Consider the following 25,424-nt stretch of genomic DNA (forward strand, 5'->3'; position numbering starts at 1 on the left):
TCAATTGCGGTCGTTCTTGAACTTTTCACATATTAAACCAAAAATGAAACATCGTTTTTCATTATTTTCAAACCCGAACGCCCATTAAAACCTAAAATAAAAAACCGATTTTTATTTTAAGGTTTAATCGGCGTTCATTTTTTTCAGAAATTGAGAAAAAACGATGTTTTGATTCAAATAAAATAAATGAAAAACAAAAGCAACCACCTCCAACAGCGCGTTTCGCGAGCGAAGCGAGTGAAAGAAGGAGTTGGAGATCCGGACCCATAAAATTAATTAAACCATGTGAGAAGGACTTAATGTAATCAAATTTAAGCCAATTTAATTGGTTTCATCAACGGCGGGGAATAATCCGCAATTCTGCAATTTTGTTCGCTGATGCTCACAAAATCTTGAATTGCGGTTGTAAGTGAACTTTTCTTGAGTACGAATAAACTAAACATCTTTTTTGAATTGAATTTCAAATTTGAACGCTCATTATTATTTAAGATTCAAAATGAGAAGATTTGAAAATACAGCGTTCGCTTTTTGATTAACTTACGAAAAATGATGTTTGTTTTTGCTCAACATAACGAAAAAAAGAAAAAAAGAAAATTGAAAGTCAAAACTTTCAATTTAAGAGTTTAAAGCGCGCTCCATGACGATGTCAACAATTCTATCGTCAGCGCCGAGCGGTTTTTTGTAAATAATTTCAACGTCTTCCGGAATGTCAACGGGGTCGCCGTGGTGGTGACCGTGGTGATGTCCGTGACCGTGGGCGTGACCATGCTCATGTTTGTGATCGTGGTCATGGTGGTGATCATCGTGACCGTGATGGTCATGACCGTCATGATCATGCTTATGTCCGCTGCAAGCACATTCTTCTTCTTTCAAAAGACCGAGGATTCTCGGAATATCTTTTTCCGTGTGCGTTCCGGGAGCCAAAAAGACAGGGACAACAATGATTTTCTTGGAGCCGCCGTCAATGATTTTTTTGAGCGCATCGGGAATGGAAGGTTCATTGAATTCCATTAAACCGATTTCAACATTTTCAAATTCATTTCTTGCTTTCACTTTTTCGGCAACATCCAAAATCAACTGCTTCGAATACGGCAACTTGCTACCGTGTCCGACCAATAATAAAGTTTCTTTGACCATAATGATTCTACCATTTCAATTAACTCGAAAAGAGATATGTAAGAGATAAGTAATGCATCTGAAGAGGAATTTATGTTATATAAGAGTTGTGAATTCACATGAAGTGTGAAAAAAATGACTGAAAATAACATTCCTGTTTAAAAAGATAAGATTCAGATTTAAAAAAATGACAAATATTCGTCTTGGTGAAAAACGTTTAAATAATTAGAAACAGTGATATATGAAATAAATTTCTATGCAAAGAAAAAATTTCGTCAACCTTTAAAAATGTTGGTTGATGATTAAAACATAAGAGGAAAAAATATGACAACCGAGAGGAAAGAAGATTATCTGAAAAAAATTGACAAAATCGTTGCCGAGAAAGGATATGCCCAAGTCAAAGACATTTCACGTGAATTAGATGTCGGACCGTCAAGCGTGACAGGAATGCTCAAAAAATTGACGGATGAAGGATACATCAATTACGAAAAATACGGCGGCGTCACATTAACGCAAAAAGGAAAGGAAACCGCAAACAGCACTAAGAAAAAATACACTACCATCAAAGGCTTTTTGATGGCGCTCGGCGTTTCCGAAGCCGTCGCCGAAGACGATGCCTGTAAAATGGAACACGTCATCACGCCCGACACATACGACATCTTCCTCAGATTCTGCGAATTTTCAATCACGGAAAAAGGCACCAATCAAATGGAACACTTTAAAAAATATTGTGAAACCGGCGAAGTTGAAAAATGTATGTGCGGTGCGCCTAAAGTTCAAAAACTTTAAGCAACGTCATCTTTTTTCAATCTTTTTTAATTTCTTTCCAATCTTTTAATCTTTTTTCAATCTCTTTTTCAATCTTTTTTTCAATCTCTTTTTCAATCTCTTTTTCAATTTTTCTAATCTCTTTTTTTATCTCTTTGAACTCATCAATAATTTTTAACGATTCATTCACGCTGTCCGTTAATGTTATATTCATTTACCGTAAATAGAAAAACCGATGAGAGCAATCAAAACCGTTATTCCCTTTAAACCCGACAATCCTAAATCGAGATTAGCTCCCGCTTTAACGGAAGAAGAACGGAAAATTTTTGTCGGGCTCTCGCTCGAAAATGTTCTTTCGGTTTTAAAAGAATCCGGAATAAAACAGGTGGATATCTTGTCCAAAAGCGCATTAGACGCGGAAGATGAAAAACGCCTGAAAACAATTTCAGAGACCGGTTTTGAAATCACCATCATGATTGATGAATCTGATTTAAACACCGCCGTGAATGCATATTTAAGATCCTCAGAAAATCCGGTTTTAATTGTTATGGCGGATTTAGCACTTTTAACAAAAGAAAATATCGAAGCGATGACCGCACCCGCCCGGAACACCAAAAAAACGGATTACATTCGAATTGCGCCGGGAAAAGACGGCGGCACAAACATGATGTTTATCGGCGCGCCGGACGTTTTTGAAGTGAATTATTACGGTGAAAGCTTTAAAAAGCATAAAGAAGAAGCAGAAAGAAAAAATTTAATATGTGAAATTCATGAATCTTTCTATGCGGCTGCCGATATGGACGAGCCCGAAGATTTAAATGACATCTTACAGCACGGATCCGGAAAAATTCGTGATTTCGTCAATGAGATACTTATCGATAATGATTGAAAAGGTAAGATAGAGCTCTATATAAAATAGATAGAATTAAATAGATTCCGTTTCATTTGAAAAATGTCTAAAAGCGTGCCCCATTGACAAGAAAGGAGCATCATTCAAGGACAATGAATATATAAAAGAATGAAGAATCACTCTTTCAACTGTATCATATTTATTATCTTTTTATTTTAAAATCCCCATTCAGGTGACATAAGTGACAGTAATTATTAATAGAAACAAGTGCGGCTATTGCGGTGCGTGTGTGGCAGTTTGCCCGACAATGGCACTTGATTTAAAAGAGGTCTGGATTGACGTTGATGAGAGTCTTTGTAACGGCTGCTCAACGTGCAAAAAAGTATGCCCGATCGGCGCAATTGAGGTGCAAAGATGAAAGACGCATATGATGTCATTGTTGTCGGCGGCGGCCCGTCCGGTGCCGTTGCAGCCAGATTCGCAGCAGAAGGCGGCGCATCTGTTCTTTTGATTGAAAAACGCCAAGAAGTCGGTGACCCGATTCGCTGCGCTGAAGGTGTCGGAACAGGCGACTTGGACAAATATTTGGACATTGAAGACCGCTGGATTGCAGCGCCGATTAAAGGCGCAACGATTTATGTCCCGGGCGCAGCACCGATTAAAATGCGTGCCAAAGATGAAAACCAAATTTACGGTTACATTTTGGAGAGAAAAATTTTCGACCGCGCGCTTGTCGAAAGAGCCGCAAAAGCAGGCGTTGAAGTTTACACAAAAACATCCGCAACCGGTTTGATTATGAAAGACGGCAGAGTTGCCGGCGTTAAAATCAAACGTTTGGGCGAAGAAAAAGAAGTTATGGCAAACGTTGTTATCGGTGCCGACGGTGTTGAATCCAAAGTCGGCAGATGGGGTGGCATTAACACGACCCTTAAACCGGCAGACATCGAAACCGGCGTTCAGTATTTGATGACCGGAATTGATATTGACGAAGACAATGTCGAATTCTTTATGGGCAGCGAATATGCACCCGGCGGCTACGTTTGGATTTTCCCCAAAGGAAAAGGACGCGCAAATGTCGGCATCGGTCTTCTCGGAAGCAAAATCAAAGAAGGCGGACGCCCGATTGATTTCCTGAACAGATTCGTTGAAAGCAGATTCCCGAACGGAAAAATCATTGAAATGAATTACGACGGTGTCCCTGTTTCCGGCGGCATTGACAAAATTTACGGCGCAGGTTTGATGCTTGTCGGCGATGCGGCGCAGTTGTCAGATCCGATCACAGGCGGCGGCATTAAACACGGTCTTTGGTCCGGTGAATTGGCAGGCAGAAATGCAGCGGAAGCTGTTGCGTCCGGTGATTTCTCCGAAAAATCCATGAAAAAGTATCAGAAAGCCTGGGAAGAGAAAGGCGGAAAAATCATGAGCCGCGATTTAATTTTGAAGAATTATTACATCGACATGAGTGACGAAGAAGCGACAAAGGTTGCTCAGGCGGTCGAAGGCGTTGACTTCACCGGCGTTTTGGATGTCTCACAGCTCGTGAAAATCCTTGCCAAAGTCGATAAAAAATTGTTGCTCAAGTTGGGCGCAAATCAGCTCGGTTTGTAATAAACCGGCTGACATTTCTTTTTTTATTTTCTTTGATTTTTCTTTTTTTACTATTTTTCGGTGTCAATATGAAAACGGAATACGATGTTATTGTCGTCGGCGCCGGACCCGCCGGATCAATTGCCGCCAAAACTGCTGCTGAAAAAGGTTGCAGCGTTCTGCTGATTGAAAAGCGGCAGGAAATCGGTGTTCCGATTCGATGCGCGGAAGGAACATCCAAAACCGAGCTGATGAAATTCATTGATATTGATCCGTCTTTTACTTGCAACGAGCTTCACAAAGCGGAAGTTCACGCACCCGGCAGCACTTCTTTTTCAATTACAACCAAAATGTCGGGCATTGACGGTGAAGCCGGCATCATTTTGGACCGAAAAATCTTCGACCGCCATTTGGCAAATCTTGCCGCAGCGGCCGGAGCGAATGTTTACACCAAAACCCCTGCAACAAATCTGATAATGAGAGACGGGAAAGTCGAAGGCGTTGTTTTAAATCATCTCGGCGAAGAACGCAAAACCCGTTCAAAAATCGTCATCGGTGCGGACGGAGTTGAATCCAAAATCGCCCGAATGGCAGGGATTGACACCGCCTTAAATCTCAAAGAAATTGAATCAGGCGCACAGTTTTTGGTTTACGATGAAACCATTGACCAAACAAAATGCGATATTTTCATCGGCAACGAAATTGCCCCCGGCGGCTACATTTGGATTTTTCCGAAAGGGAATCATACCGCCAATATCGGAATCGGAATATTGGGAAACAAAAACAACGGAAAAAATGCGATTCAATATTTGGAAAAATTTATCGCAGGCAAATTTCCAAACGCTCAAATCCTCGGCACCGCATTCGGCGGTGTCCCTGCATCAGGCGGGCTGAAGCGAATGACAGCAGACGGACTGATGCTGGCAGGCGATGCCGCGCGGCAAACCGACCCGATCACCGGTGCCGGCATCCGTTACGCGATGTATGCGGGCAAAATGGCAGGCCGAACGGCAGCAGAAGCAATCGCGGCAGGCGATTACAGCAATCATTTCCTCCAAAAATATCAAAACGAGTGGGATAAAACGCTCGGAAAAACCATTCGCCGCAATTACAAAATCAAAGAAGCGTACAATACATGGGCGGATGAAGACATGAATCGGATTGCGCAAATGGCTGCCGGTCTTCCGCTTGAAGATTTTGAATTAAAGGAAGCCATAATCGCTGTTTTAAAATCTGATAAAAAACTGATGTGGAAAATGAAAAGCGTTTATTACGACCTGTTAAAAGCCATGATTTAATCATTTCATTTTCCACTTAATGAATGCTTTAATCCAAACCGCACTCATCTGAAACTATTAATAAGACCACGCTTGTTTTTAATATATTAAACATATGAATAAAAGGAGTATGACAATGAAAAAAGCGGTTCCGATTTTGGTTTTATTAATCCTGTCAATATTTTTAATTTGTCCGGCGTATGGTGATTCTCAAATCGCTCCCTATTCTTATTCGATTGAATTTGAAGAATACGGCACAGTTTTTTACATGACAACAGACAGCGATTCATATCCGTTTATTGATACAAGTCACCTGCCTGAAACGGGTTTATACAAAATTGACACGCTTGAGAACATCTACACAATGGATGAATATTTTTATGAAACGGATTTGTATTTCACCCCTGACGGCATGAATTTCGCTGCAATGACTTGGCAGGAAACGAATGAAGAAAGATGTGTCCGGTTTTTTGAAAACGGAAAAGAGTATAAACATTACAGTGCCGCCGAATTGATGGAAGATCCGTCAAAGAGAAGTTTTTCTGCCTCCCATTATAATTGGAGAGAATATCAAGAACGAGAAGAGATATTTGATCAAAATAACAGTACGTTGTCGGTTGTGACATTAGACGGCGTTTATTGTCAATTTGACATTAAAACCGGAGAAATTCTCCAAAAAGAAGAGGCAAACCCGACGCCTGCAGAAATAATCTGCGGAAAAATGCCGCTGTGGCAGCTTGCGATTCCATTGCTGATCATTCTGTTAATCGGCGGCGGCCTTTATTGGTATTGGAAAAAGAGAAATAAGAATTAAATTAAATTTTTTCATTATTTCCTTTCTTTTTTGAATTTCAGATGAATTCAGCTATTAATTTCACTGCATTCTGAATCTATTAATAAAATCGCATCGTTTAATTTGAAAAAACAATCGGAGTTAAAAGATGCTGAATATGATAAGTCCCTGCGGTGTTGATTGTTCGATTTGTGATTATTATAAGAAAGATTGCGGCGGCTGTTTCGCAATTCAAGGAAAAGTTTTTTGGACGGAATATACAGGTGAAAAAAATCTGCGCGATTTACGACTGTGCCGTCAACGATAAAAGTTTAAAACACTGCGGCGGCTGCGAAGAATTGCCATGTCACCGTTATTTCGACAATATGGATCCGGCGTATACAAAAGAAGAACATATCGCAGATACGAACCGTGTGTGATTTTGCTCAAAGAATTGAATGAAATCAAAAATAAATAAAAAACAGCGGAAAAAGAAAAATGTAAGATTTTTCGATTATTTTTCTTTTTTACTTTCCTTTTTTCGATAAGTTTCTTTTTTTTGGATTATCTTTTCCAGAATTCTCTCGTAAACAGCAGAATCACGGTGTACAGTTCCAGTCTGCCGATCCACATGTTAAAGATGAGAATCAGGCGGGAAGCGGCCGGAAGCACGCTGAAATTGTCGAGCGGGCCGATGAGACCGAAGCTCGGGCCGACATTTCCAAGAGCTGTCAGTGCTGACGTAACAGCTGAGACCAAATCAAGGCCCAGGATGCCTAAAAGAACCGAACTGACTAAAAGAATCACAAAATACAGAATCATAAAAGAAATCGTTGAGTGAACCGTTTCTTCCGATAAACTGCGTCCGTTGTATTTGACGGGTTTGACGGCGTTTGGGTGAATAAATTTAAAGACATCGCGGCGGACGTATCTGAAAAGGATAATCCAGCGGACAAAAGTCGGGCCGCCGGATGTTGAGCCGGAACAGCTGCCCGTTAACATCGCTAAGAAAAGAATGATTTTTGCAGCATCGCTCCACATATTAAAATCAACGGTTACCAAACCGGTTGTCGTCATCAAACTGCTGATCTGGAAGAAAGCGTGTTTTATTGACATTATCAAATCGTAATCCGTGTCGCGCAGCAAAATGATTGCCAAGGCAGATGAAACGAGGAGGAAGAAAGCAATGTATACGCGGAATTCTTCGTCTTTTAAAAGATAACGAATGCCCTTTGTCATGGATTTGTAAATCAAAGCGAAATTGGTTCCCGCAATAATCATGAAAATGATGATGATAACAAATGTCAGCGGGTTGCTCAGTATCGGCAGAACGCTGTCAGTGTAAGGCGCAAAACCGCCGCTTGACATAACTGAAAAGGCGAACGCGAAAGAATCGTACGCGGAAACGCCGAGCAGGAATAAAAGAATCACTAACAAAGCCGTGACACCGATGTAAAAGAGCCACAGAATTTTAGCCGTGCTGCTGATTTTCGGGCTCAGCTTGTCTTCTGTCGGGCCGGAAAATTCCGCTTTGTAAAGCTGGCGCCCTTTCATATTCACTTTCGGGATGACGGCAATAAACAAAGCGACAACACCGAGACCGCCGAGCCATTGAAGCAGGGCACGCCAAAACAAAAGGCTTTTCGGGAACAGTTCAATGTTTGCCATCACGGTGGAACCTGTTGTTGTCACGCCGGACATGCTTTCAAAAAACGCATTTATCGGAGACATGCCGGAAAGCAGGAACGGAATCGAGCAGACAAGCGCGCTGAAAAGCCAGCTGAGCGCGACAACCGAATAGCTTTCCCGAACAGTCCATTCATCCTCATCCGTTTTTTGAAATTTAATATGGCATATGAGGCCGATCATTCCGGTAATAATGATGGAAGCCAAAAACGGGCTGACCGGTTCATGATAATAGAAAGCGAGGGCTGCCGGAACTGTTTGGACAAGTGCCAGCAACAGCATAATTTTTCCGACAATTGAAAAAACATTATTGAAATTCATGCCCTGCACCATGATTGTTTTTATTTAAACAGCCTGTTTAATTTAGAATAAGCTTCCGGCTTGGAAAAGATGATGACGCGGTCTTCGGGAAGAATCGTTAAACTGCCGTTGGGAATAAGGGGCTCGTTGCCGCGGACAATCATACTGATAATGGCATCCGACGGGAAATGAAGGTCTTTGACAACCGTTCCTGCAATTCTGGATTTTTCCGTGACGGAATATTCCAATATTTCGGATTGGGCCTGCGGCAGCGCGCGCAGAGACTCGATGCTCGTGCTGAGCGTCAGGCGCAGAACCTCATTGATCGTCGCATTTCGGGTGCTGAGCGCGATATCAATGCCGACCATTTCAAAGACTGGAATATAATCAGGATGTGTCGTCCGACCGATGATTTTTTTTGCGCCGAAATGTTTGGACATCAGTCCGCACAAAAGATTCTTTTCGTCGCTGTCCGTGACGGAAACAACAACATCTGAATTTCCGGCGCCTTCTTCTTTGAGAAGATCAATGTCTGTCGCATCGCCTTTTAAAATCAAAGAATGCGGCAGCAAATCCACGACTTCCAGACACCGCTCTTCGTTTTGTTCAATTATTTTCAAATCAATTAACGGATCTTTATCAATGAGGTTCGCCAAATAGAAACCGACATCACCGCAGCCGATGAGTATAATTTTCTTTTTCCGCTTTTTGGAAGGTTCGGTTTCGGGAGAGAATAACGCTTCGACTTTGTCAACATCGCCGGTCTTGGCAATCACAATAACGTGATCATCCGGCATGACATAGCTGTCGCCGTTTGGGATAATGACATCTTCGCCGCGAAGAATCGCGCTGACCGTACACACTTGATTTAAGCGGAGATCTTTAAACAGCTTGCCGATGAGCGGATTGGATTCCGAAATGATGAATTCAATCATTTCGACTTTGCCTTCTGCGAAAACTTCAACGTCGACTGCGCCGCGGATGTAAAGAAGCTCGGCGATTTCAGAGGCCAGCGACAGTTCGGGACAGACCATGACATCGACGCCGACTTCCGGTTTTTGAGAAACGGGTTTTTTGATATAATCAGGATTACTGACACGCGCAATTGTTTTGGCTTTGCCTTGCGTGAGCGTTTTAGCGGCCAGACAGGAAAGAATGTTGATTTCATCGTTGCTGGATACCGCGACAAAAAGGTCAAACGCCGGCAATTCTCTCAAAAGGTCGACATTCGCGCCGTTTCCGACCATGACCTGAACATCTAATTCATTGGCGCGGGCCGCGCGTTCAGCGTCTTTATCAATGACGATAACATCATTTTTATCCGACATGACTTTGGCGATATTATAACCCACTTCGCCGGCCCCGATCACAACCACTTTCATGGAAATCTTTCCGCATTTAATTTTATAAAATGAATTAAGTCCCGATTCAATAAGCCGTCATTGTTATGAATGATTTCGGCGTTAAGAACGAAATCGGGATAAATGTTAACAAACCGATGTGAAATAAAGAATGTTAATATATATAATTTAAACCCATTTGTCATCAACATAAACCGAAAAGAAGAAACATTATCAAATAAACGGAGAAATAAATGTCTGATAAAAATTCCCCTGTCGTCACCGATTTGGTGAAAGGCGGCTTTCCGTATTTGGAGCAGAAAATTTTAGAATGCAAAAATTGCGCGCTTCATGAAACGGTAACAAACAAAGTCATTTCAAAAGGATCTGAAAATCCGAAAGTTGTTTTTATCGGCGAAGCCCCCGGCAAAAATGAAGATGAAACCGGCATCCCGTTCTGCGGCCGCGCCGGAAAACTCTTGGACAAATTTATTGACTATATGGAACTCAAAGACGGCGAATGGGCTGTCATTAACACGCTGAAATGCCGCCCGCCCGCGAACCGGACACCGACAAAAAAAGAAATTGAGATATGCCGCCCGTTTTTAACAACACAGATTGAATTGATGAAGCCGACCATTATCATTCTCCTCGGAAACACCGCCGAAAAGGCATATGGCGAAACCTTGGAATGGGGCGAATCCAAAATTGATGAAAACGGTACTCATATCGTTAAAATATTCCATCCGGCCGCTTTGATTTATCAAAGATCAAGAGAAGCCGAACAGTACGGATATTTGGATAAATATCGGTATTTATGGAATGAATAAAATTCAAATCTTCAATTTATTTTTAAAATGTGTTTTTAAAATTTATTCAAGATTAATGCTAAATTTATTTCAAGACCTGTCTTTAATGATTGGATTTTGAAATAAATATTCAACTATTTTTAAAAACGGATGCGTTTCTTTTAAAAGGTTTTTCATTTTAAAAATTTCACAACACTTATGGCATTTATTTCAAAATGAATGGTTCACACTCGAATTTTCGATAACATCTCCGATGTGTTTTCGTTTAATTCGTTGAATAAAATGCTGCGATTATTATGAATTCAGATGTTGTCAAAGAATTGAAAAACCGTTTTGATAAAATCAGTCAATGCCTGCCTGATGAGAATATAGAATTTTGGTTTGCCCGTGACTTAATGGAACCGCTCGGGTATTCCCGATGGGAAAACTTTCAATCGGTTATCAAAAAGGCAATTGACTCCTGTAAAGCAGGAGGAGGAGAACCAAATAACCATTTTCGTAGCATTACGAAAATGGTCAATTTGGGCAGCGGAGCAGAACGTTCGATTAACGATTTCATGCTCACCCGTTACGCTTGTTATCTTATTGCCCAAAACGGGGATCCGCGTAAAGAAAGCATTGCTTTTGCACAGAGTTATTTTGCGATTCAAACCAGAAAACAAGAAATGATTGAAGACCGAATGCGTCTTCAAATTCGAATGGATGCCAGGGAACGATTACGCGAGTCTGAAAAAACATTTTCTCAAAACATCTACGAAAGGGGTGTAGATTATGCCGGTTTTGGCCGGATTCGTTCAGTGGGAGATACAGCACTTTTCGGTGGTCAAACAACACAGATTATGAAAAAGAAATACGGCATAACACAAACACGTCCTTTGGCAGATTTTCTCCCGACACTGACCATTGCTGCAAAAAATCTGGCAACTGAAATGACAAATCATAACGTTTTGCAAGAGGAATTACAGGGAGAAATGCCCATAACCGCCGAACATACCCAAAATAATGTAAGCGTTCGAAACATGCTTGACCGACGCGGCATAAAACCGGAAAATCTTCCTCCCGAAGAAGATATCAAAAAACTGGAGCGACGTGTGAAATCTGAAAAGAAAAAACTTGAAAACAAATCCGGAAAACTTCCTGAAACAGACAAAAATAAAAAAAAGGAAAATTAAAAAAAGAAAGAAAAGAGAAAAAGAAATTTAAAAAAAAGAGAAAACAAAATTTAAAAAAAGAAAATGAGAATTAGTCGGATTCGCCGACAATCATTCTCAATCCGATAATTGTTTTCTCAATATCCTGCGCCGGAATGGAATAAAGCAATTCGCCCGGCATAATTTTGGTGTAAGCGCGGCTGCCGCTGCAACCGATCGTCATATTGGGTTTGCCTGTTTTAACGACTTGAGCAACGGCATCGGAACAGACACTTTGTTTTCCGGAGAACTCCGCTGTGATGCGGCCGCCATCGCGGTATTCCCACCCTTGCGTCAAAAGCATGGCTTGCATCGGGTTGCAAATGAAAATGACGACATCCGGCTCAAACGAGGCTTTTTCAAGCGGACCGTAGAGTGCGATTGAATTGGAATTCGGTGCCAAAAATGTAATCATATCAACTGTTTTTTTGGCGGCTTCAACGGTTTCAAAATGATGGAGACCGTCGCAATAAAATTCACCGCTCCTGACTTTATCAGACAATTTGGTCAGGCCGAGCGCTGCCGCACCACCTTTGCATTGATGATTTTCAAGTGTTGTATAAAACATTTCCCCGGTGCGGCGGACATGATCCGTTATTTGGCAGTGACGCATTTGACGGTCAATTTGTGAGAATTTTCCGGTCACTTCGTCTTCATTGCCTGCGGGAATCAGCTTAATGGCAACGGGAGATCCTTCCAATTGAAGAAGCGATTTCAATTCACTGCCGTAAGCATTCATTTGCTCCAAATTCATGATAATTACCCTCTTTGTTTTTGATAACTTGTTTTGATTGTTTTGATAATTCGGCACTTTGGTACCTTTCTGTAACTCGTTTTATCCATGTAATTAAATTACACGCATTTATCAATTATTAAAGATGATATTTAATTACTTTTCTGAAACGGCGGTTGACCTCAAAAATAGCAGAACAGAAAAATAAAAAAAACGAGTCGGAATTCAAAAAAACCCATTAATTGTAATGATTTGTCATTGAGATGGAGAGATAATGACTGTGAAATGATATAATCCGTATATTGAAAAACAAATAGAAGTGATTGAAAACAAAATAGCCGGAGAATTACCAATCGAGACATCTGCTTCGTATTTTGAATTAAATGATTTAAAATTTTTACCACAACATATTTAAATAGAGAAGAAATTCTGAAAAATACTGAATTTGAGAGACATGACTTCAAAAATGATAAATTCGATTAATTTATCACGATAATTCATTCCGAATTAAACATGATAAATAATTTCGCCAAGCATATGAAATAAATAAGAGAAATGCGTAAGCGGTTTACTCATACTGATTTTGAATTCAAATGAGTAAAATTATATCATTTTTGAAATCTAAGATCTCAGATTCAAAGGAAATTCAATAAAAACGGTAGAGAGAGGATTTATCCCGAAAATTCCGGCGATAAAAAGGTGATTGAATGAGTAAAACAGTAGAAATTAAACCGACAACCCGACACGAGGGCCACACGAATTTGGTTCTGACCGTTGACGATGAAGGCATCGTTGAGTCAGGCGCATATCACAGTGTGACGCCGGTCAGAGGTTTTGAAAAATTCTTATACGGAAAAGTTGCAGAATTCGCACCGATCGCGGTTTCACGCTTCTGCGGAATCTGCCCGACAGCACACTCGACATCCTCCGTTGAAGCGCTTGAAAGAGCCTGCGGCATGGAACCGTCAAAAGACGGATTGATTTTAAGAGAATTGACAGCAATCGGAAACAAAATGCATTCCCATCCGCTTCACCAGTTCTTGATTGCACCCGACTACGTCCCCAAAGACGAATACGCCGACGTTGTCAAACGCATTCAGGAAATGAGAAAGATCGGACAGTACTTTGTTGACACAATCGGCGGCGAAGCCATCCACCCCCCGAACATCAAAATCGGCGGTATGGCCAAAAATATCACGCCCGAAGCAAAAGAAAAGCTCATCTCCCGCGCAAAGAACTATTTGGAACTCGCGGCTGTCCAGTGCGACTACATGATGAACCTTTACAACGAAAGAAAGCTCAATGACGGAACAGAAATTCCCGAAAAACTCGGCTACCACGACTATCCGCTTTTGGCAACCAGTTTGACCTACGGCGACATTTCAAAGTTCGACTATTCACAGGCTGTTGAATATTCTCCCTTTGAACACTACCCCAAGGAAGTCGCGCTTCAGGCCTGCACAAACATTCCGAAATACAAAGGAAGTTTGGTTGAAGTCGGACCTCGCGCCCGTATGGTTACATTTAAAGATTTCAAAGAAACAAAAGGCGCACTCGGCATTCACAAAGCAAGAGCGTTGGAAATGGCTCACTACGCTGAAAGAGCATTGGACCTTTTGGACGAATTAAACACAAGCGGTGCTCCATTCTGTACGGACCCGATTGTCGGCGACGGCGAAACAGTCGGTGTCGGCGCAATTGAAGCCGCCCGCGGTCACAATGTCCACGCGGCAGTCGTCGGAAAAGACGGCAGAATCGTTGAGTACAGCGCAATCGTTGCAACCACATGGAACATTCCGATTATCGGAGAAGCAACCGTCGGACACCACTACAAATTTGCCGAACACGTTGTTCGCGCATATGACCCGTGTGTCTCCTGCGCAACGCACATGATTGCAAAAGACTATGACGGAAACACCGTCGATGAAAAGTTGTTTAAATAAATGTCCCACAAAGTATTTTTCTAATGATTCCATATAATTAATCTCCATATAAATAAAAATGAGATTAATACATAGAATAAACCAGGTGAATTTATGCCGGAATACCTTGAAAAAGAAACATTAATTCTGGGTTGCGGAAATATCCTATTAGCGGATGACGGATTCGGATTTGCGGTCGTTCAGCGTTTAAATGAGCTGAAAGAAACAACACCGAAACTGAAATCGGAAACTGTCGGAATCATTGATGCAGGAACAGGAGCTTCACACTTCATTCTTTCTTTGATAGATGAAGAATCGAAAGTCAAAAAAGTAATCATTGCCGATATTATTGATTACGGTTTAAAGCCGGGGGAATTAACGAGACTTTACCCCGACGATTTGCCGAAAATCCCCAAATATCACATTGATGCGCATGATATGCCCCTTGCGGGAATGCTGAATGATATCCATAACAGATACGGTATTGAAGTTGTCGTCATCGGATGCCAGTATAAGTATATGTCCGCACCGGATGTTTGCGTTGAACTTTCAGAAGAAGTAACTGCCGCTGTTGATAAAGCCGCCGAAATGGTTTTAGAAGAATTGGAAAAATGACCGGGACAGAGTAGATGTTCTCTGCTTGGAGAACAATTGAAATGAAAATCGGGTGATTATATTGGTAAAAATCTCACATGTCCACATGAGCGGATGTACGGGTTGCTTGATCTCGTTTGCTGACACATACGAGAAGCTGCTTGACATATTAAGCGCCGTAGATCTCGTTTACGCCATTACATTGGCAGATGAAGTGACAAAAGTAACGGAAACGGAAGACAAAATCGTCATTGAACGTGTTTATCCGGATGAAGTTGATATCGCGTTAGTGGAAGGAAGCATTTGCTTAGACGACCACCACGCTGTTGAATTAATCAAAGAAGTGCGCGAAAAATCAAAAGTTGTTGTCGCGCTCGGCTCCTGCGCTGTAACAGGCGGCGTGACCCGCTTTGGTCGTGGCGGTCAAAACCCGCAGCCGACTCACACAGCATTCGTACCGGTCGCTGAAGTCGTGAAAGTTGATTTCGCGCTCCCCGGCTGCCCGCCCTCAACCGACTCAATCGTCAAATTCGTGATGGCGGCTCTTGAAGGCGACACGGATTACTTGGAAATGTACGCCGAATTCGTGAAATACACAGACGCCAGCGGTGAAAACCTCATCAAACAGGTCATCAGCCAGGGTCTTTGTATGGGATGCGGTACATGCGCCGCCGCCTGCCAAATGCGTGCGGTTGCCATGTATGACGGCAAGCCCGACATTCGTATGGAAATGTGCATCAACTGCGGTTCCTGTGTTTTACAGTGCCCGAGAATCAGAATGCCTAAATCAAAAGGACTTTTGGAGGTGTGAAGGATGACAAAACCCATCGGAGATTATATTGAAATTATTTCAGCACGCTCCACCGACCAGGAAATCTTAAAGAGATCACAGGACGGCGGCATTGTAACGGCAGCTTACATTTACGGTCTTGAAAATGGTCTCTTGGACGGCGTTATCGTCGCCGACACGACAGAAGGCTTCAAACCGATGCCCAAAATCGCAAAGACCAGAGAAGACATTTTGTCCGCCCGCGGTACAAAATACTCCCTCAGCCCGAACATGTCTCTTGTTAAAGACGCTGTGAAAGAACACGCGCTTGAAAAACTCGGATTTGTCGGAACGCCCTGCCAAGTAATTGCCATGAAAAAGATGATGCAGTACCCGGCCGCATTCCGCGGAACGGTCAACAACATCGGTCTTGTCATCGGCATTTTCTGTATGGAAAACTTCCCGTACAACGGCATGAAAACATTGATTGAGGAGTATGCCGGCGTGAAAATGACAGACGTTTTAAAGACGGACATCGGCAAAGGAAAACTCTTTGTTTATCCGAAAGACGGCAGTGAACCGATTGCCATTCCGATCAAAGAAACCATGCCGTTTGAACAGAAATCCTGCCACGTCTGCATGGACTACACCTCCGAATACGCAGACTTTGCCACCGGCTCTGTCGGATCACCCGACGGCTGGAGCACAGTGATTATCAGAAACAAACGCGGCAAAGATTTCATTGACAAAATGATTGCCGCCGGCAAATTGGAAACACAGCCGTTGGACATGGAAAGCAAATTCGGTTTCGCAATGATTGAAAAATTGTCAACGGACAAGAAGACCAAGAATGCAAAAGAAATCGAACACCGCATTGAAATGGGACTTCCTGTCCCTTATTAATGGATTGAATTTGCGAATAAAATTTGGAAAGGATTCGTCCTTTCCGCCTCTTATTTTTAAATACATTTTTTAATGCCGTTTTTAATGCCGTTTTTAAATACCGGAATTCAATCGAATACTGTTTTTAAATTAGAAATTCAATTGTGTTTTGAATAGCGGCTGCAATTGTGAATTTTGATTGTGACGTGTTGTTGAATTGATAGAATTATAAATTACAGAATTCTGATTACAGGATTACAATAGAATTGTGTTTACAGAATTACAATTATAGAAAATATGCCGAAATTGACAGAACAATATAAGAATTAGAAACCTGTTTCGAGTTATAAGATTGGAAAACGATTTTTTTGCAGGACTGAGAGGGAAAACTAAACTATATAAATATCAAAACAGTATCTTACAAGCATATTTTACACGTTGTAAACAAAAGCCTGTAAAAACAGAATTCGGTGAACGATTATGGCAAATTTTTCAAAATATTTAGGAAAAGAAGAACGTGTCCTTAACTCTATTGATATGAAAGATGAGACGGTATGGTCAAACAATAATGTGGCTGCATCTGAATATAAGAGTTGGACAACGCTTGTACTGACAAATAAACGCCTTTTCTCGTTAAACAGAAGAAAACTCCACATGAGAGAATTCCGTTTGGAAGATGTTGTTTCAACAGGATGGACTTACCGCCCTCAATGGGGAAAAATTATTTGGGGATTCATATTTTTAATCATGGCGGCGCTCCTTTACATTAATTCGGCCGCGATCGGCTATTATTTGGCGCAATACAGCGCCGTTTATTTCGGAACGCACACAGATGCTGAAGTCGTTTCAATGCTCAGTCAATGGGTTGTTTATTTTGCAGCCATCGTCGGGATTTTGGCAATTATCAGTTTGTTTTCTTACTTCCTTTTGAAAAGAACAACATTTATGATGACAACCAAAGACGGACGCGAATACAAATTCCTGCTTCGCGGCAGACGCAGCCAAATTGATGACTTCCGCATGGCTGTTCAGGATGCCAAAGATTTATACTATGAAGAGACGGAAAACCGCTACTTCGACAAGATGAGAACGGTTTTGTTCGACCAATCCAATTATGAATACGCTTTAAACAACGCAAATGCGAACAGTGTTCCGGTCAGCGAGCCTGACCAGGAAAAGCTGAAGAAAGAAGAATATTTGCTTTGGGAACGCAAAAATGCCAAATTAGGCGGCGCACCCGACAGAGAACAAATTGGCGGCGGCGGACACAATCTGCTTTCCGATACAACCATGCAACTGAACACAGACGGCACCTTGCAGATTGAAGCAGGCGGCGCCTACCAACTGACCGCTGACGGACAATACCTCTTAGACGACAACGGCAACTATTTGCTGGACTCAAAAGAAAATTATTTGCTGAACGCGGACGGATCTTACCAACTGAATCCGGACGGCACACGCCGCTTGAATCCGAGTTCCGTGAAAGCGTTGTCAAACGGCGGTCACCAATTGAAATCATCTTCAATCCCGAGCGAAGCGCCGTTGGCCATGAAAGCAGCAGATATTTTCGAGCAGATGGGCTTTGACGTGTCCAAGTTAACGGCCGGTGATGCGGACATGCTCTTGTACAAAGACAATCTCCGCTACATTGTCATGATTGACAACGATGAATTCGGCACAATTACAAACAGAAAAATCGAAAAAGCAATTGATGCCAAAAATCATTACAAGACCGATTTCGGGCTCTTTATTTCAGCCGGCGACATGACGGATGAAATTCAAGAATACGCCAACAGCAACAATGTGAAAATTATTTACATCAGAAAAGCGGAATGATTTCCGTTTTCTCTCTTTTTTTTCTTTTAGTTCTTTTCTTTTCGCTCTTTTTTCTTTTCTCTTTTTTCCTTTCTCTTTTTTTCTTTTCTCTTTTTTCCTTTCTCTTTTTTTCTTTTCTCTTTTTTTCTTTTTCTTTTCTTTCTTTTTCTTTTTCTTTTTCTTTTTTCTTTTATTTTCTTTCGTCTTTTAAAATCGTTTTTCACTTTCATCAAATCGTGAAGAAATTTTATAAATCCGTCAAGCCTTATTTGAGCTATGTCAATTTATAATCAATTACAAGTTCTTCAATATGAATTCGAAAAATACAGAGATGCTGATACAGACAAACCTTCTTTCTTCTATTTTGTCGAGCATTGCGGAAAAGTCAAAGGCGTTACCGACACTTTTTTTGAAGATGTTTCGGAGATGACTCCGATTGAAACGCCGGTTGCCGGAAACAATCTTCAAACCGTTCAGATCATTCGAACGGTTGCCCGAAAAACAATGGCGGAGCAGAAATTGGTTGCCAAAGCGTCAGAACTGCCGATCAGCAAAGCGTGGACCGCAAACGGCATTTCAGAAACAATGGTTCGAATAAAGAAATTGGAACAAAACGCAGCCGTCAAAACCGAAAATTTGACAAAAATTGAAACAATGATTGCGACAACAATGACTGTCGGAAATTACAAATCGATTAAAAAAGTGGTTGTCGAGAGTTTAAGAGAAAAAATAAAGAATCCGAAAGCATCTGTTGAATCACATATTCCGGTGAAATACCGCGTTTTTATCGGCAAAGAAGATATTCAAACCGCCAATATGATTTTAAATTTCATCGTGCCTGAGATGGAAGAAGCGAATGTTGATGAAATTGAAAACATGAATTATGTCAGTTTTAAATATTCTATTTTGATGCTGATAACGGCATTGCGCCTGACATATGAATTCCCGCCGAATTATGAAATATACCGGTTCTGCGCAACGCTTCCGAAAAACCCGAATGAAAATTCCGAACTGATTCAAAAATTGGAAAATATGATTGTGTTTACGGATTCCAAAATGTCCAATGTCATGAAACTGGCAAAAATATATGAAAAATATGAACAGTACGAATCCAAAGTTCTCGGCGAAAAGGATTAAAGCAGTCGATTTCAACTGGCCGAAATAAATATAAAAGTAATTAATTAATAGTCATTTGTATTAATAATATGACAATTAAATTAAAATATAACATTAAACTTTGATAATACTCATGAGTATTAAACGGGTTTTTATCCTTTTGGTCATTATACTGCTGCTGTTCAGCGGTCTAATCGCTTCCGGTTGTATCGAAGAAAACGAACCGAAAAATGAAGTGAAAGCGAACCGTGTCATCAGAGGCGCCACTTTTTACATTGATAATTTTGATGAAGAAAAGGCATCTGACGAGGAAGTCGTCAAGTCCCTTGCAAAAATCATTCGAAATTTCGATGTCATCGGCCTTCAAGGAATAAAAGACCCCGACGGCAAAGCCATGCAGATTCTGATTAAAGAAATGAATAACGGAACGCATGAAAACGGAACGCCGTATAACTACCAGTTCAATTTAAGCGAAATGGTCGGTCGAACAACTTGCTGCGAAGAACAATACGCTTACATTTATGACAGAGATGTCTTGTATCCGTCTTCAACCCCGCGCATGTATTCCGAACCGGATGGCGATGTTTTTAACAGAAATCCGTATTTAATCGCCTTCAGAGCCTATGAAGGACAAGGCCAGGTTTTGTTTGTTCTGCTGACGACAGATAAAAACAACACGAAAGAGGAAATTGACGCGCTTCCGCAATTGATTGAAAATATCAAAAAGGAATATGCCGGCCATGAAAATATTACAATTGTCGGCAATTTGTATTCGGATGAGCCGTATTATGACAAAACAACAGACTCCCCATTGAAATCCGATGAATATGTTTGGATTATCAGAGATGATATGCCGACAACGACGGACGGTTACACATATGACAGAATTATCGCAACGTCGAACTTAAAAGGATCTTATGCCGGAAAAGCAGGCGTTTTCAATTTCAGCGAAGAATACGGATTGAATAAAACACAAACCGAAGCAATTTCAACGCATTATCCGGTTTATGTGGAATATTGGACATATCCGCCGAATTCTTAAATGAAGCGAAAAATTTGCGTTTTCTTTTTTTCATTTTTTTCTTCTTTTTTTCCTTTTCCTTCTTTCTTTTTTCCTAATTCTTCTTTCTTTTTCCTTTTTGTCCTTATTCTTCTTTCCATTTCCCCATTCTTTTTTCGTCTTTCTCTTTTTTATTAGAATGTTCCCGTTCGGAATTATTACATGACAGATATGAAGGAATAGTTTCGTTTAGACAAAATAAATAAATCCTATAAACGAATAATTGTAAAGCATGGGAATCAAAAACAAAACGTTTTACGGTTTGATTTTATTGATACTGTTGATTTCTGTTTCCCTGTCGGGCTGCTTGGCAGAGTCGGCAGAAAAGAAATCAAATTACACGAAGAACGATGCCGGCGAAGGTGTCGTTGTAGTGGCTACTTATTACATAGAAGATTTCAATGAGAAAAAAGTATCAGATCCCGAAATTTTGGACACGCTTGTCAAAACCGTTCATCATTTTGATATTATTGCCGTACAAGGCATTGACGATCCGAACGGAACCGCAATGGAAAAACTGGTGACGGCATTAAATAACGGCACGGACGACACAGGAAAGAGCTATTATTATCAGTATAATTTAAGCACGCCTATCGGACCGGCCAGCGACCAAGAGCAATACGCATTCATTTACAACAGAAATGTTGTGTATCCGGCAAGCATTCCGCGCATTTATTCAGAGCCGCACGGTGATGTTTTCAAGTGGGAGCCGTATATGTTGGTGTTCCGCGCCCATGAAGGAACGGGAGACATTCTGTTCATCAACATTCACACAGACCCGAACAACACCGCAAGTGAAATTGATGAATTGTCAAAAGCGGTCGACCATGTCAAAAATGTTTATACCGGTCAGCTGAACATGACAATTTTAGGAAACATCAACGCGGATGAGCCGTATTACAATAATACGACAACGGATTCGCCGTTAAAATCGGATGAGTTCTATTGGGCAACAACAGACAAATGTTTGTCAACAACAGATGGAAAAGCGTATGACAAGATTGTTGTCACTGAAACAACCAGTCATTTCCTGATCGGCTCAAAGGGTGTCTTTAACATTACAAAAGAATACAATTTGACGCAAGAGCAAGCGGAAATCATCTCAACACACTATCCGGTTTACGCCGAATATTGGAGATATGCGCCCAAAAAATGAAAAGAATGCTTAATCGCATTCTCCTTTATTTCCATTTATCTTTTTGCTGATTCAACTTTCATTTTTTCATTTCCACGCTTCATTTTTCATATTCAAATTCATAAACGCCCCCCGATTAGTTCTAATTTTGAAAAACGAGTGACTCACACGCGACCGCCCCGACAGACGATCGAATTGTACACTGTATTCAGATACGGCGAAGCCGTACAAAATGCGAAGCGTTTCACAAACACCACCCTCCAATCGAAGGCAAAGCCATTAAAATGGCGAGCGAAGCGAGACATTTTCTGCAAACACCGCCCAAAAAGCACCCATGAAAAATCGTAAGCGAAGCGCACGATTTTTGACGAAACAAATAAATCAAGTGAAACCGTTTTGTTTTTATGAAATCGAAATCCGCGATTTTAGTCGTTCTTTTATCTGTATTGCTTTTAACCTCCCTTTTTGCCGGCTGTATTGATGGCGATATGCCGGATTTGAATAATTCAACCGGAAATACGACGGAAAATATAACGCCGCCCGTTGAGAATGAAACAAACAACACCACACAAACGCCGCCTTCTGAAAATGTTTCTGAAAAAGAGCAGATTTCAATTGCTGCGTTTAACATTCAGATTTTCGGTCAATCCAAAGCGGCCAAAGATGATGTGATGGATGTTTTGGTGAAAACCATCCGCCGTTACGATGTTGTCGGCGTTCAGGAAATCCGCGACTCAAGCGGCACATCCCTCCCGAAACTGGTTGAAATGATTAACAACGGCACCGATGAAAACGGTAAACCGTACAATTACGATTATGTTGTCAGCGACCGACTCGGCCGTTCTTCCAGCAAGGAACAATACGCTTACATTTACGATGCGAACTCCGTTTTTGTCGCAAGCGAACCTTTGGTCTACCCTGAGCCGGACGGAACAGACCCGTTTGAGCGCGAACCGTACATGGTAACATTCAGAACGCATGCCGGCGACTTTGACGCGCTTTTTGTTTTGATTCACACCAAACCCGATGACGCGAAAAATGAAATTGATGAATTGGACAGCGTTGTTCAATATGCCAAAACCATTTACAAAGACCAGGAAAATTATGTTGTAATGGGCGACTTTAACGCTGACGGCTCTTATTTCAATGAAAAAGGCGACTCCGCTTTAAAATCCGATGAATATGTCTGGATTATCGGAAATGATGAAGTGACAACCACCAAATCGAAAAACACATACGACAGAATTGTGATAACAAAGTCGCTGGAAAAATATTTCACAAACACGTCAGGTGTTTTTAATTACACCGCCGAATATAACTTAACGGCAGAAGAAACGTATGCGGTTTCCGATCATTATCCGATTTACGCGGACTTTTGGACAGTTGCAGCCAATTGGTTCGCCGGCTTGTTCAAACATATGCAAACCGAAAATGTATTCTGAAATGGGTCTGAATTTTAATTTTAAAAAAAGAAAAGACGCTGATATATTATCAGCGTTTAAATTTAATTTTTGTTTTCGTTTATTAATTTTAGTTTATTATTTTAAGAAATAATCGCGCCTTGTGAGATAACCGCGTTTTCTGAAACGGTTGCGCCGGGCAAAATAATAACGCCCTGATCAATCACGGCACCGCTTCCGATAACAGCGTTTGACATCACGACAACGCCTTGTTTAATCACCGCGTTTTTGCCGACTGTGACGCCGGACCCGATAACAACGCCCTGGCTGATGCGCGCGCCGGATTCGATGACGACATCTGACCCGATAGTAACGCCTTGTTCAACAATTGCGTCCGGCGCAATGCTGACGTTTTCGCCGAGTTTTGTTCCTTCGCCGACTCCGCCGCTTGGCACATTCTGAGTTTGGTTTGCGTTTGTCGAATTGACAATTTCGCCTTGCGTGAGGACAGATCCTGCAGGAACTGTAACGCCCGGAAGAACAATAACGCCCTGATCAAGAATAGCACCTTCGCCGATAACAGCGCCGAACATGACAATGACGCCCTGTTTGATGACGGCGTTTTTACCGACTGTCACGCCGGTGCCGATGACAACGCCCTGATTAATATGCGCGCCGGATTCGATGACCGAATTGGAGCCGATTGTGACACCGTGTTCGATGACGGCATCAGATGCGATACTGACGTTTGATCCGATTTTTGTTCCTGCGCCGACAGAAATATTTTGATTGATATTTGTACTTTGATTTGTGTTTGTGCTTTGATTCTGTTCGCCATTGATCGAATTGCTTTCGTTGTCTGCAATTTGACTGTCATTAAGCGTACTGTTGTTCAAGCTGCCGGCATCAGAACTGATACAGCCTGCTGCCGAAACGAACAAGATAAGTGTAATAAATAAAACGAATCCCATATTTTTCATAATTTCACCTCATTGTCTGACCGGATTGCGCGTCAAATATTTCTTTGTAACGCGGATCCAATTCAAACGCCTTTTCAAATGCTATATCCGCTTTTTCTTTGTCGCCAATAACCTGAAGCGCAACGGCTTTGCCGAAATAAGCTTCGGCTGTCGGCTCAAGCGCGATGGCTTGATCGTAAAGATTTATCGCTTCATCAGGAAAGCCGGTTTGAACATAAACGAATGCGGCTTCCATGTAAGCGGGCACAAAAGTCGGATCGATTTCAATCGCTTCTCTGAAAGAGCCGATTGCATCATCAAATTGCCCCAAAACAGCGTGTGTATAACCGCGATTGAACCAAACATCCGCTTGGTCGCCGTCGATTTCAGAAGCTTGAACAAAACATTCAACCGCTTCATCAAAGCGGCCGAGTGCATTTAAGAGAATGCCCAAATTGTTCCACGCGTCATCATATTCGGGACGAAGCTCAACAGTTTTTTTGTAAGCGGCAAGCGCGTTATCAGCATCACCGATTGAATCGAGTGCCAACGCTTTGTAATACCAAACATCCGGATTTTCCGGATCGGATTCCAAAGATTTATCAAATTCAAAAATCGCGTCATCGTATTTCCCAAGCGCGCCAAGTGCCACAGCTTTTCCGAAATGCGCTTCTTTATAATCAGAGCGCAGTGCGATGGCTTTGTCATACGCTTCAATCGCTTTTTCGAAATGACCGAGTTCACCGTAGGCAATCCCTTTGCCGAGCCACGGATTCGGGAATTGCGAATTGGCAGCAATACTTTTATCGAAATATTGAAGCGAATCAAGAGCGCGGCCGCTTTCCATTAAAACATAGCCGGCACCGTTTAAGAAAACAGCGTCATCCGGATAGTAAGAAATCGCTTTTAAATAAACCTGATATGCATCCTCTTTTTTGCCGAAACGGCTCAAAACAGCGGCTTTGCTGCGCAAAAGCATCGCGTTTTCGGGCTCGAGCTCAAGACCGCTTTCAAATGCCTGTAAAGCCTCATCCAATGCGCCGTCTGCCGCCAAATCCATGGCGATCTTATGCCATTTTTGAGCATTGACTTCTTCGCCGCCATCCGCATACGGACACGAAAAAGCCTCGTCATCCGGCGGAAGAAACATATTTAATTTGTTTTCATCAGACATTTTAAACCTCTTTAAAATACAAAATACAGTTAAGGTATAAGTAATAAATCGGAGAAAAATCGAAGAAGGAATAAAATCGAGAAAAATAAATCAGAGAAAAAAACAGAGAAGAAATAAAATCAGAGAAGAAAAACAGGGAAGAAATAAATCGGGGTTATCAATATAAATCA

General features: G+C 41.6%; 27 protein-coding genes. 18 read left to right on the forward strand and 9 right to left on the reverse strand.

From position 1 onward, the window contains the following. Window positions 1-615 precede the first annotated feature (615 nt). Window positions 616-1,137 carry a sirohydrochlorin nickelochelatase gene (gene cfbA / locus C7391_RS03590; RefSeq protein ID WP_133517190.1) on the reverse strand — a complete coding sequence of 174 codons (522 nt, stop codon included), beginning with the start codon at window positions 1,135-1,137 and terminating at the stop codon, window positions 616-618. A gap of 303 nt (window positions 1,138-1,440) precedes the next feature. Here cfbA and C7391_RS03595 point away from each other — a divergent pair, with 303 nt between their 5' ends. Beyond that, window positions 1,441-1,905 carry a metal-dependent transcriptional regulator gene (locus C7391_RS03595; protein WP_133517191.1) on the forward strand — a complete coding sequence of 155 codons (465 nt, stop codon included), beginning with the start codon at window positions 1,441-1,443 and terminating at the stop codon, window positions 1,903-1,905. Between the two features lie 16 nt (window positions 1,906-1,921). Here the strand turns inward: C7391_RS03595 and C7391_RS08265 are convergent, their stop codons facing one another. Further along, on the reverse strand, window positions 1,922-2,098 hold the full coding sequence (locus tag C7391_RS08265) for a hypothetical protein (RefSeq protein WP_166627391.1): 177 nt from the start codon (window positions 2,096-2,098) through the stop codon (window positions 1,922-1,924). 21 nt (window positions 2,099-2,119) lie between these two features. Between C7391_RS08265 and cofC the strand changes: the two genes are divergently transcribed. From cofC to C7391_RS08445, 6 genes are all read left to right on the forward strand, one after another. Then, window positions 2,120-2,773: a 2-phospho-L-lactate guanylyltransferase gene (gene cofC / locus C7391_RS03600; protein WP_133517192.1), complete on the forward strand. Its 654-nt coding sequence runs from the start codon at window positions 2,120-2,122 to the stop codon at window positions 2,771-2,773. 202 nt (window positions 2,774-2,975) lie between these two features. Next, the gene (locus C7391_RS03605; RefSeq protein ID WP_133517193.1) at window positions 2,976-3,152 is read left to right on the forward strand and encodes an indolepyruvate ferredoxin oxidoreductase subunit alpha; all 177 of its coding nucleotides are present in this window, start codon (window positions 2,976-2,978) and stop codon (window positions 3,150-3,152) included. Next, window positions 3,149-4,342: an NAD(P)/FAD-dependent oxidoreductase gene (locus tag C7391_RS03610; RefSeq protein WP_133517194.1), complete on the forward strand. Its 1,194-nt coding sequence runs from the start codon at window positions 3,149-3,151 to the stop codon at window positions 4,340-4,342. The genes C7391_RS03605 and C7391_RS03610 overlap by 4 nt, the downstream gene beginning before the upstream one ends. A 68-nt stretch (window positions 4,343-4,410) precedes the next feature. Beyond that, window positions 4,411-5,619 (forward strand): geranylgeranyl reductase family protein, encoded by a 1,209-nt coding sequence (locus tag C7391_RS03615; protein WP_133517195.1) that lies wholly within the window; start codon window positions 4,411-4,413, stop codon window positions 5,617-5,619. A 115-nt stretch (window positions 5,620-5,734) separates the two neighbouring features. After that, window positions 5,735-6,412, forward strand: coding sequence for a hypothetical protein (locus tag C7391_RS03620; protein WP_166627392.1), 678 nt, complete (start codon window positions 5,735-5,737; stop codon window positions 6,410-6,412). Window positions 6,413-6,654: 242 nt separating this feature from the next. After that, complete coding sequence (locus tag C7391_RS08445) at window positions 6,655-6,810, forward strand: DUF3795 domain-containing protein (protein WP_208107055.1); 156 nt, start codon at window positions 6,655-6,657, stop codon at window positions 6,808-6,810. A 124-nt stretch (window positions 6,811-6,934) separates the two neighbouring features. On the opposite strand, the gene C7391_RS03630 is transcribed toward C7391_RS08445, so the two are convergent. Both C7391_RS03630 and trkA read right to left on the reverse strand, forming a co-directional pair. Then, window positions 6,935-8,377, reverse strand: a complete 1,443-nt coding sequence (locus tag C7391_RS03630) for a TrkH family potassium uptake protein (RefSeq protein WP_166627393.1) — start codon at window positions 8,375-8,377, stop codon at window positions 6,935-6,937. 20 nt (window positions 8,378-8,397) lie between these two features. After that, complete coding sequence (gene trkA, locus C7391_RS03635) at window positions 8,398-9,738, reverse strand: Trk system potassium transporter TrkA (RefSeq protein ID WP_133517198.1); 1,341 nt, start codon at window positions 9,736-9,738, stop codon at window positions 8,398-8,400. Between the two features lie 212 nt (window positions 9,739-9,950). Here trkA and C7391_RS03640 point away from each other — a divergent pair, with 212 nt between their 5' ends. Beyond that, the gene (locus C7391_RS03640; RefSeq protein ID WP_133517199.1) at window positions 9,951-10,526 is read left to right on the forward strand and encodes a uracil-DNA glycosylase; all 576 of its coding nucleotides are present in this window, start codon (window positions 9,951-9,953) and stop codon (window positions 10,524-10,526) included. Between the two features lie 275 nt (window positions 10,527-10,801). Further along, window positions 10,802-11,677: a DNA damage-inducible protein D gene (gene dinD, locus C7391_RS03645; protein WP_133517200.1), complete on the forward strand. Its 876-nt coding sequence runs from the start codon at window positions 10,802-10,804 to the stop codon at window positions 11,675-11,677. 70 nt (window positions 11,678-11,747) lie between these two features. Here dinD and C7391_RS03650 read toward each other — a convergent pair whose 3' ends face one another. After that, window positions 11,748-12,449: a DUF169 domain-containing protein gene (locus tag C7391_RS03650; RefSeq protein ID WP_133517201.1), complete on the reverse strand. Its 702-nt coding sequence runs from the start codon at window positions 12,447-12,449 to the stop codon at window positions 11,748-11,750. 686 nt (window positions 12,450-13,135) lie between these two features. Here C7391_RS03650 and frhA point away from each other — a divergent pair. The 5 genes from frhA to C7391_RS03675 all read left to right on the forward strand — a co-directional run bounded on the left by frhA (window position 13,136) and on the right by C7391_RS03675 (window position 18,431). Then, window positions 13,136-14,371 carry a coenzyme F420 hydrogenase subunit alpha gene (frhA, locus tag C7391_RS03655; protein WP_133517202.1) on the forward strand — a complete coding sequence of 412 codons (1,236 nt, stop codon included), beginning with the start codon at window positions 13,136-13,138 and terminating at the stop codon, window positions 14,369-14,371. A 93-nt stretch (window positions 14,372-14,464) separates the two neighbouring features. After that, window positions 14,465-14,965: a coenzyme F420-reducing hydrogenase, FrhD protein gene (gene frhD, locus C7391_RS03660; RefSeq protein WP_133517203.1), complete on the forward strand. Its 501-nt coding sequence runs from the start codon at window positions 14,465-14,467 to the stop codon at window positions 14,963-14,965. Window positions 14,966-15,026: 61 nt separating this feature from the next. Beyond that, window positions 15,027-15,755, forward strand: coding sequence for a coenzyme F420 hydrogenase subunit gamma (frhG, locus tag C7391_RS03665; protein ID WP_133517204.1), 729 nt, complete (start codon window positions 15,027-15,029; stop codon window positions 15,753-15,755). 3 nt (window positions 15,756-15,758) lie between these two features. Then, window positions 15,759-16,616: a coenzyme F420 hydrogenase subunit beta gene (gene frhB / locus C7391_RS03670; RefSeq protein ID WP_133517205.1), complete on the forward strand. Its 858-nt coding sequence runs from the start codon at window positions 15,759-15,761 to the stop codon at window positions 16,614-16,616. A 459-nt stretch (window positions 16,617-17,075) separates the two neighbouring features. Continuing rightward, window positions 17,076-18,431, forward strand: coding sequence for a restriction endonuclease (locus C7391_RS03675; RefSeq protein ID WP_133517206.1), 1,356 nt, complete (start codon window positions 17,076-17,078; stop codon window positions 18,429-18,431). Window positions 18,432-18,457: 26 nt separating this feature from the next. Here C7391_RS03675 and C7391_RS08270 read toward each other — a convergent pair whose 3' ends face one another. Next, window positions 18,458-18,640 (reverse strand): hypothetical protein, encoded by a 183-nt coding sequence (locus tag C7391_RS08270; protein ID WP_166627394.1) that lies wholly within the window; start codon window positions 18,638-18,640, stop codon window positions 18,458-18,460. Between the two features lie 46 nt (window positions 18,641-18,686). On the opposite strand from C7391_RS08270, the gene C7391_RS03680 reads away from it, so the two are divergent. Both C7391_RS03680 and C7391_RS03685 read left to right on the forward strand, forming a co-directional pair. Next, window positions 18,687-19,547 carry a hypothetical protein gene (locus C7391_RS03680; RefSeq protein WP_133517207.1) on the forward strand — a complete coding sequence of 287 codons (861 nt, stop codon included), beginning with the start codon at window positions 18,687-18,689 and terminating at the stop codon, window positions 19,545-19,547. A gap of 112 nt (window positions 19,548-19,659) precedes the next feature. Continuing rightward, window positions 19,660-20,568 (forward strand): hypothetical protein, encoded by a 909-nt coding sequence (locus tag C7391_RS03685; RefSeq protein ID WP_133517208.1) that lies wholly within the window; start codon window positions 19,660-19,662, stop codon window positions 20,566-20,568. On the opposite strand, the gene C7391_RS08570 is transcribed toward C7391_RS03685, so the two are convergent. Next, window positions 20,565-20,687: a hypothetical protein gene (locus C7391_RS08570; RefSeq protein ID WP_263295306.1), complete on the reverse strand. Its 123-nt coding sequence runs from the start codon at window positions 20,685-20,687 to the stop codon at window positions 20,565-20,567. The genes C7391_RS03685 and C7391_RS08570 overlap by 4 nt on opposite strands. Before the next feature lie 170 nt (window positions 20,688-20,857). Here C7391_RS08570 and C7391_RS03690 point away from each other — a divergent pair, with 170 nt between their 5' ends. Together C7391_RS03690 and C7391_RS03695 are read left to right on the forward strand one after the other, a co-directional pair. Beyond that, the gene (locus C7391_RS03690; RefSeq protein ID WP_133517209.1) at window positions 20,858-21,742 is read left to right on the forward strand and encodes a hypothetical protein; all 885 of its coding nucleotides are present in this window, start codon (window positions 20,858-20,860) and stop codon (window positions 21,740-21,742) included. Between the two features lie 383 nt (window positions 21,743-22,125). Further along, on the forward strand, window positions 22,126-23,163 hold the full coding sequence (locus C7391_RS03695; protein WP_133517210.1) for an endonuclease/exonuclease/phosphatase family protein: 1,038 nt from the start codon (window positions 22,126-22,128) through the stop codon (window positions 23,161-23,163). Between the two features lie 101 nt (window positions 23,164-23,264). On the opposite strand, the gene C7391_RS03700 is transcribed toward C7391_RS03695, so the two are convergent. Next, entirely contained in the window at window positions 23,265-24,101 is an 837-nt protein-coding gene (locus tag C7391_RS03700; protein WP_133517211.1) for a DapH/DapD/GlmU-related protein, read from the reverse strand. 4 nt (window positions 24,102-24,105) lie between these two features. Then, entirely contained in the window at window positions 24,106-25,254 is a 1,149-nt protein-coding gene (locus C7391_RS03705; protein ID WP_133517212.1) for a tetratricopeptide repeat protein, read from the reverse strand. Between the last annotated feature and the right edge of the window lie 170 nt (window positions 25,255-25,424).

Source organism: Methanimicrococcus blatticola (assembly GCF_004363215.1).
GTDB classification, from domain to species: domain Archaea; phylum Halobacteriota; class Methanosarcinia; order Methanosarcinales; family Methanosarcinaceae; genus Methanimicrococcus; species Methanimicrococcus blatticola.

What these genes read in the sequence shown, in the direction of transcription:
- cfbA (WP_133517190.1), bottom strand. Translation starts at nt 1,137, where the DNA reads ATGGTCAAAGAAACTTTATTATTGGTCGGACACGGTAGCAAGTTGCCG.
- C7391_RS03595 (WP_133517191.1), top strand. Translation starts at nt 1,441, where the DNA reads ATGACAACCGAGAGGAAAGAAGATTATCTGAAAAAAATTGACAAAATC.
- C7391_RS08265 (WP_166627391.1), bottom strand. Translation starts at nt 2,098, where the DNA reads ATGAATATAACATTAACGGACAGCGTGAATGAATCGTTAAAAATTATT.
- cofC (WP_133517192.1), top strand. Translation starts at nt 2,120, where the DNA reads ATGAGAGCAATCAAAACCGTTATTCCCTTTAAACCCGACAATCCTAAA.
- C7391_RS03610 (WP_133517194.1), top strand. Translation starts at nt 3,149, where the DNA reads ATGAAAGACGCATATGATGTCATTGTTGTCGGCGGCGGCCCGTCCGGT.
- C7391_RS03615 (WP_133517195.1), top strand. Translation starts at nt 4,411, where the DNA reads ATGAAAACGGAATACGATGTTATTGTCGTCGGCGCCGGACCCGCCGGA.
- C7391_RS03620 (WP_166627392.1), top strand. Translation starts at nt 5,735, where the DNA reads ATGAAAAAAGCGGTTCCGATTTTGGTTTTATTAATCCTGTCAATATTT.
- C7391_RS03630 (WP_166627393.1), bottom strand. Translation starts at nt 8,377, where the DNA reads ATGAATTTCAATAATGTTTTTTCAATTGTCGGAAAAATTATGCTGTTG.
- trkA (WP_133517198.1), bottom strand. Translation starts at nt 9,738, where the DNA reads ATGAAAGTGGTTGTGATCGGGGCCGGCGAAGTGGGTTATAATATCGCC.
- C7391_RS03640 (WP_133517199.1), top strand. Translation starts at nt 9,951, where the DNA reads ATGTCTGATAAAAATTCCCCTGTCGTCACCGATTTGGTGAAAGGCGGC.
- dinD (WP_133517200.1), top strand. Translation starts at nt 10,802, where the DNA reads ATGAATTCAGATGTTGTCAAAGAATTGAAAAACCGTTTTGATAAAATC.
- C7391_RS03650 (WP_133517201.1), bottom strand. Translation starts at nt 12,449, where the DNA reads ATGAATTTGGAGCAAATGAATGCTTACGGCAGTGAATTGAAATCGCTT.
- frhA (WP_133517202.1), top strand. Translation starts at nt 13,136, where the DNA reads ATGAGTAAAACAGTAGAAATTAAACCGACAACCCGACACGAGGGCCAC.
- frhD (WP_133517203.1), top strand. Translation starts at nt 14,465, where the DNA reads ATGCCGGAATACCTTGAAAAAGAAACATTAATTCTGGGTTGCGGAAAT.
- frhB (WP_133517205.1), top strand. Translation starts at nt 15,759, where the DNA reads ATGACAAAACCCATCGGAGATTATATTGAAATTATTTCAGCACGCTCC.
- C7391_RS03675 (WP_133517206.1), top strand. Translation starts at nt 17,076, where the DNA reads ATGGCAAATTTTTCAAAATATTTAGGAAAAGAAGAACGTGTCCTTAAC.
- C7391_RS08270 (WP_166627394.1), bottom strand. Translation starts at nt 18,640, where the DNA reads ATGAAAGTGAAAAACGATTTTAAAAGACGAAAGAAAATAAAAGAAAAA.
- C7391_RS03680 (WP_133517207.1), top strand. Translation starts at nt 18,687, where the DNA reads ATGTCAATTTATAATCAATTACAAGTTCTTCAATATGAATTCGAAAAA.
- C7391_RS03685 (WP_133517208.1), top strand. Translation starts at nt 19,660, where the DNA reads ATGAGTATTAAACGGGTTTTTATCCTTTTGGTCATTATACTGCTGCTG.
- C7391_RS08570 (WP_263295306.1), bottom strand. Translation starts at nt 20,687, where the DNA reads ATGGAAAGAAGAATAAGGACAAAAAGGAAAAAGAAAGAAGAATTAGGA.
- C7391_RS03695 (WP_133517210.1), top strand. Translation starts at nt 22,126, where the DNA reads ATGAAATCGAAATCCGCGATTTTAGTCGTTCTTTTATCTGTATTGCTT.
- C7391_RS03700 (WP_133517211.1), bottom strand. Translation starts at nt 24,101, where the DNA reads ATGAAAAATATGGGATTCGTTTTATTTATTACACTTATCTTGTTCGTT.
- C7391_RS03705 (WP_133517212.1), bottom strand. Translation starts at nt 25,254, where the DNA reads ATGTCTGATGAAAACAAATTAAATATGTTTCTTCCGCCGGATGACGAG.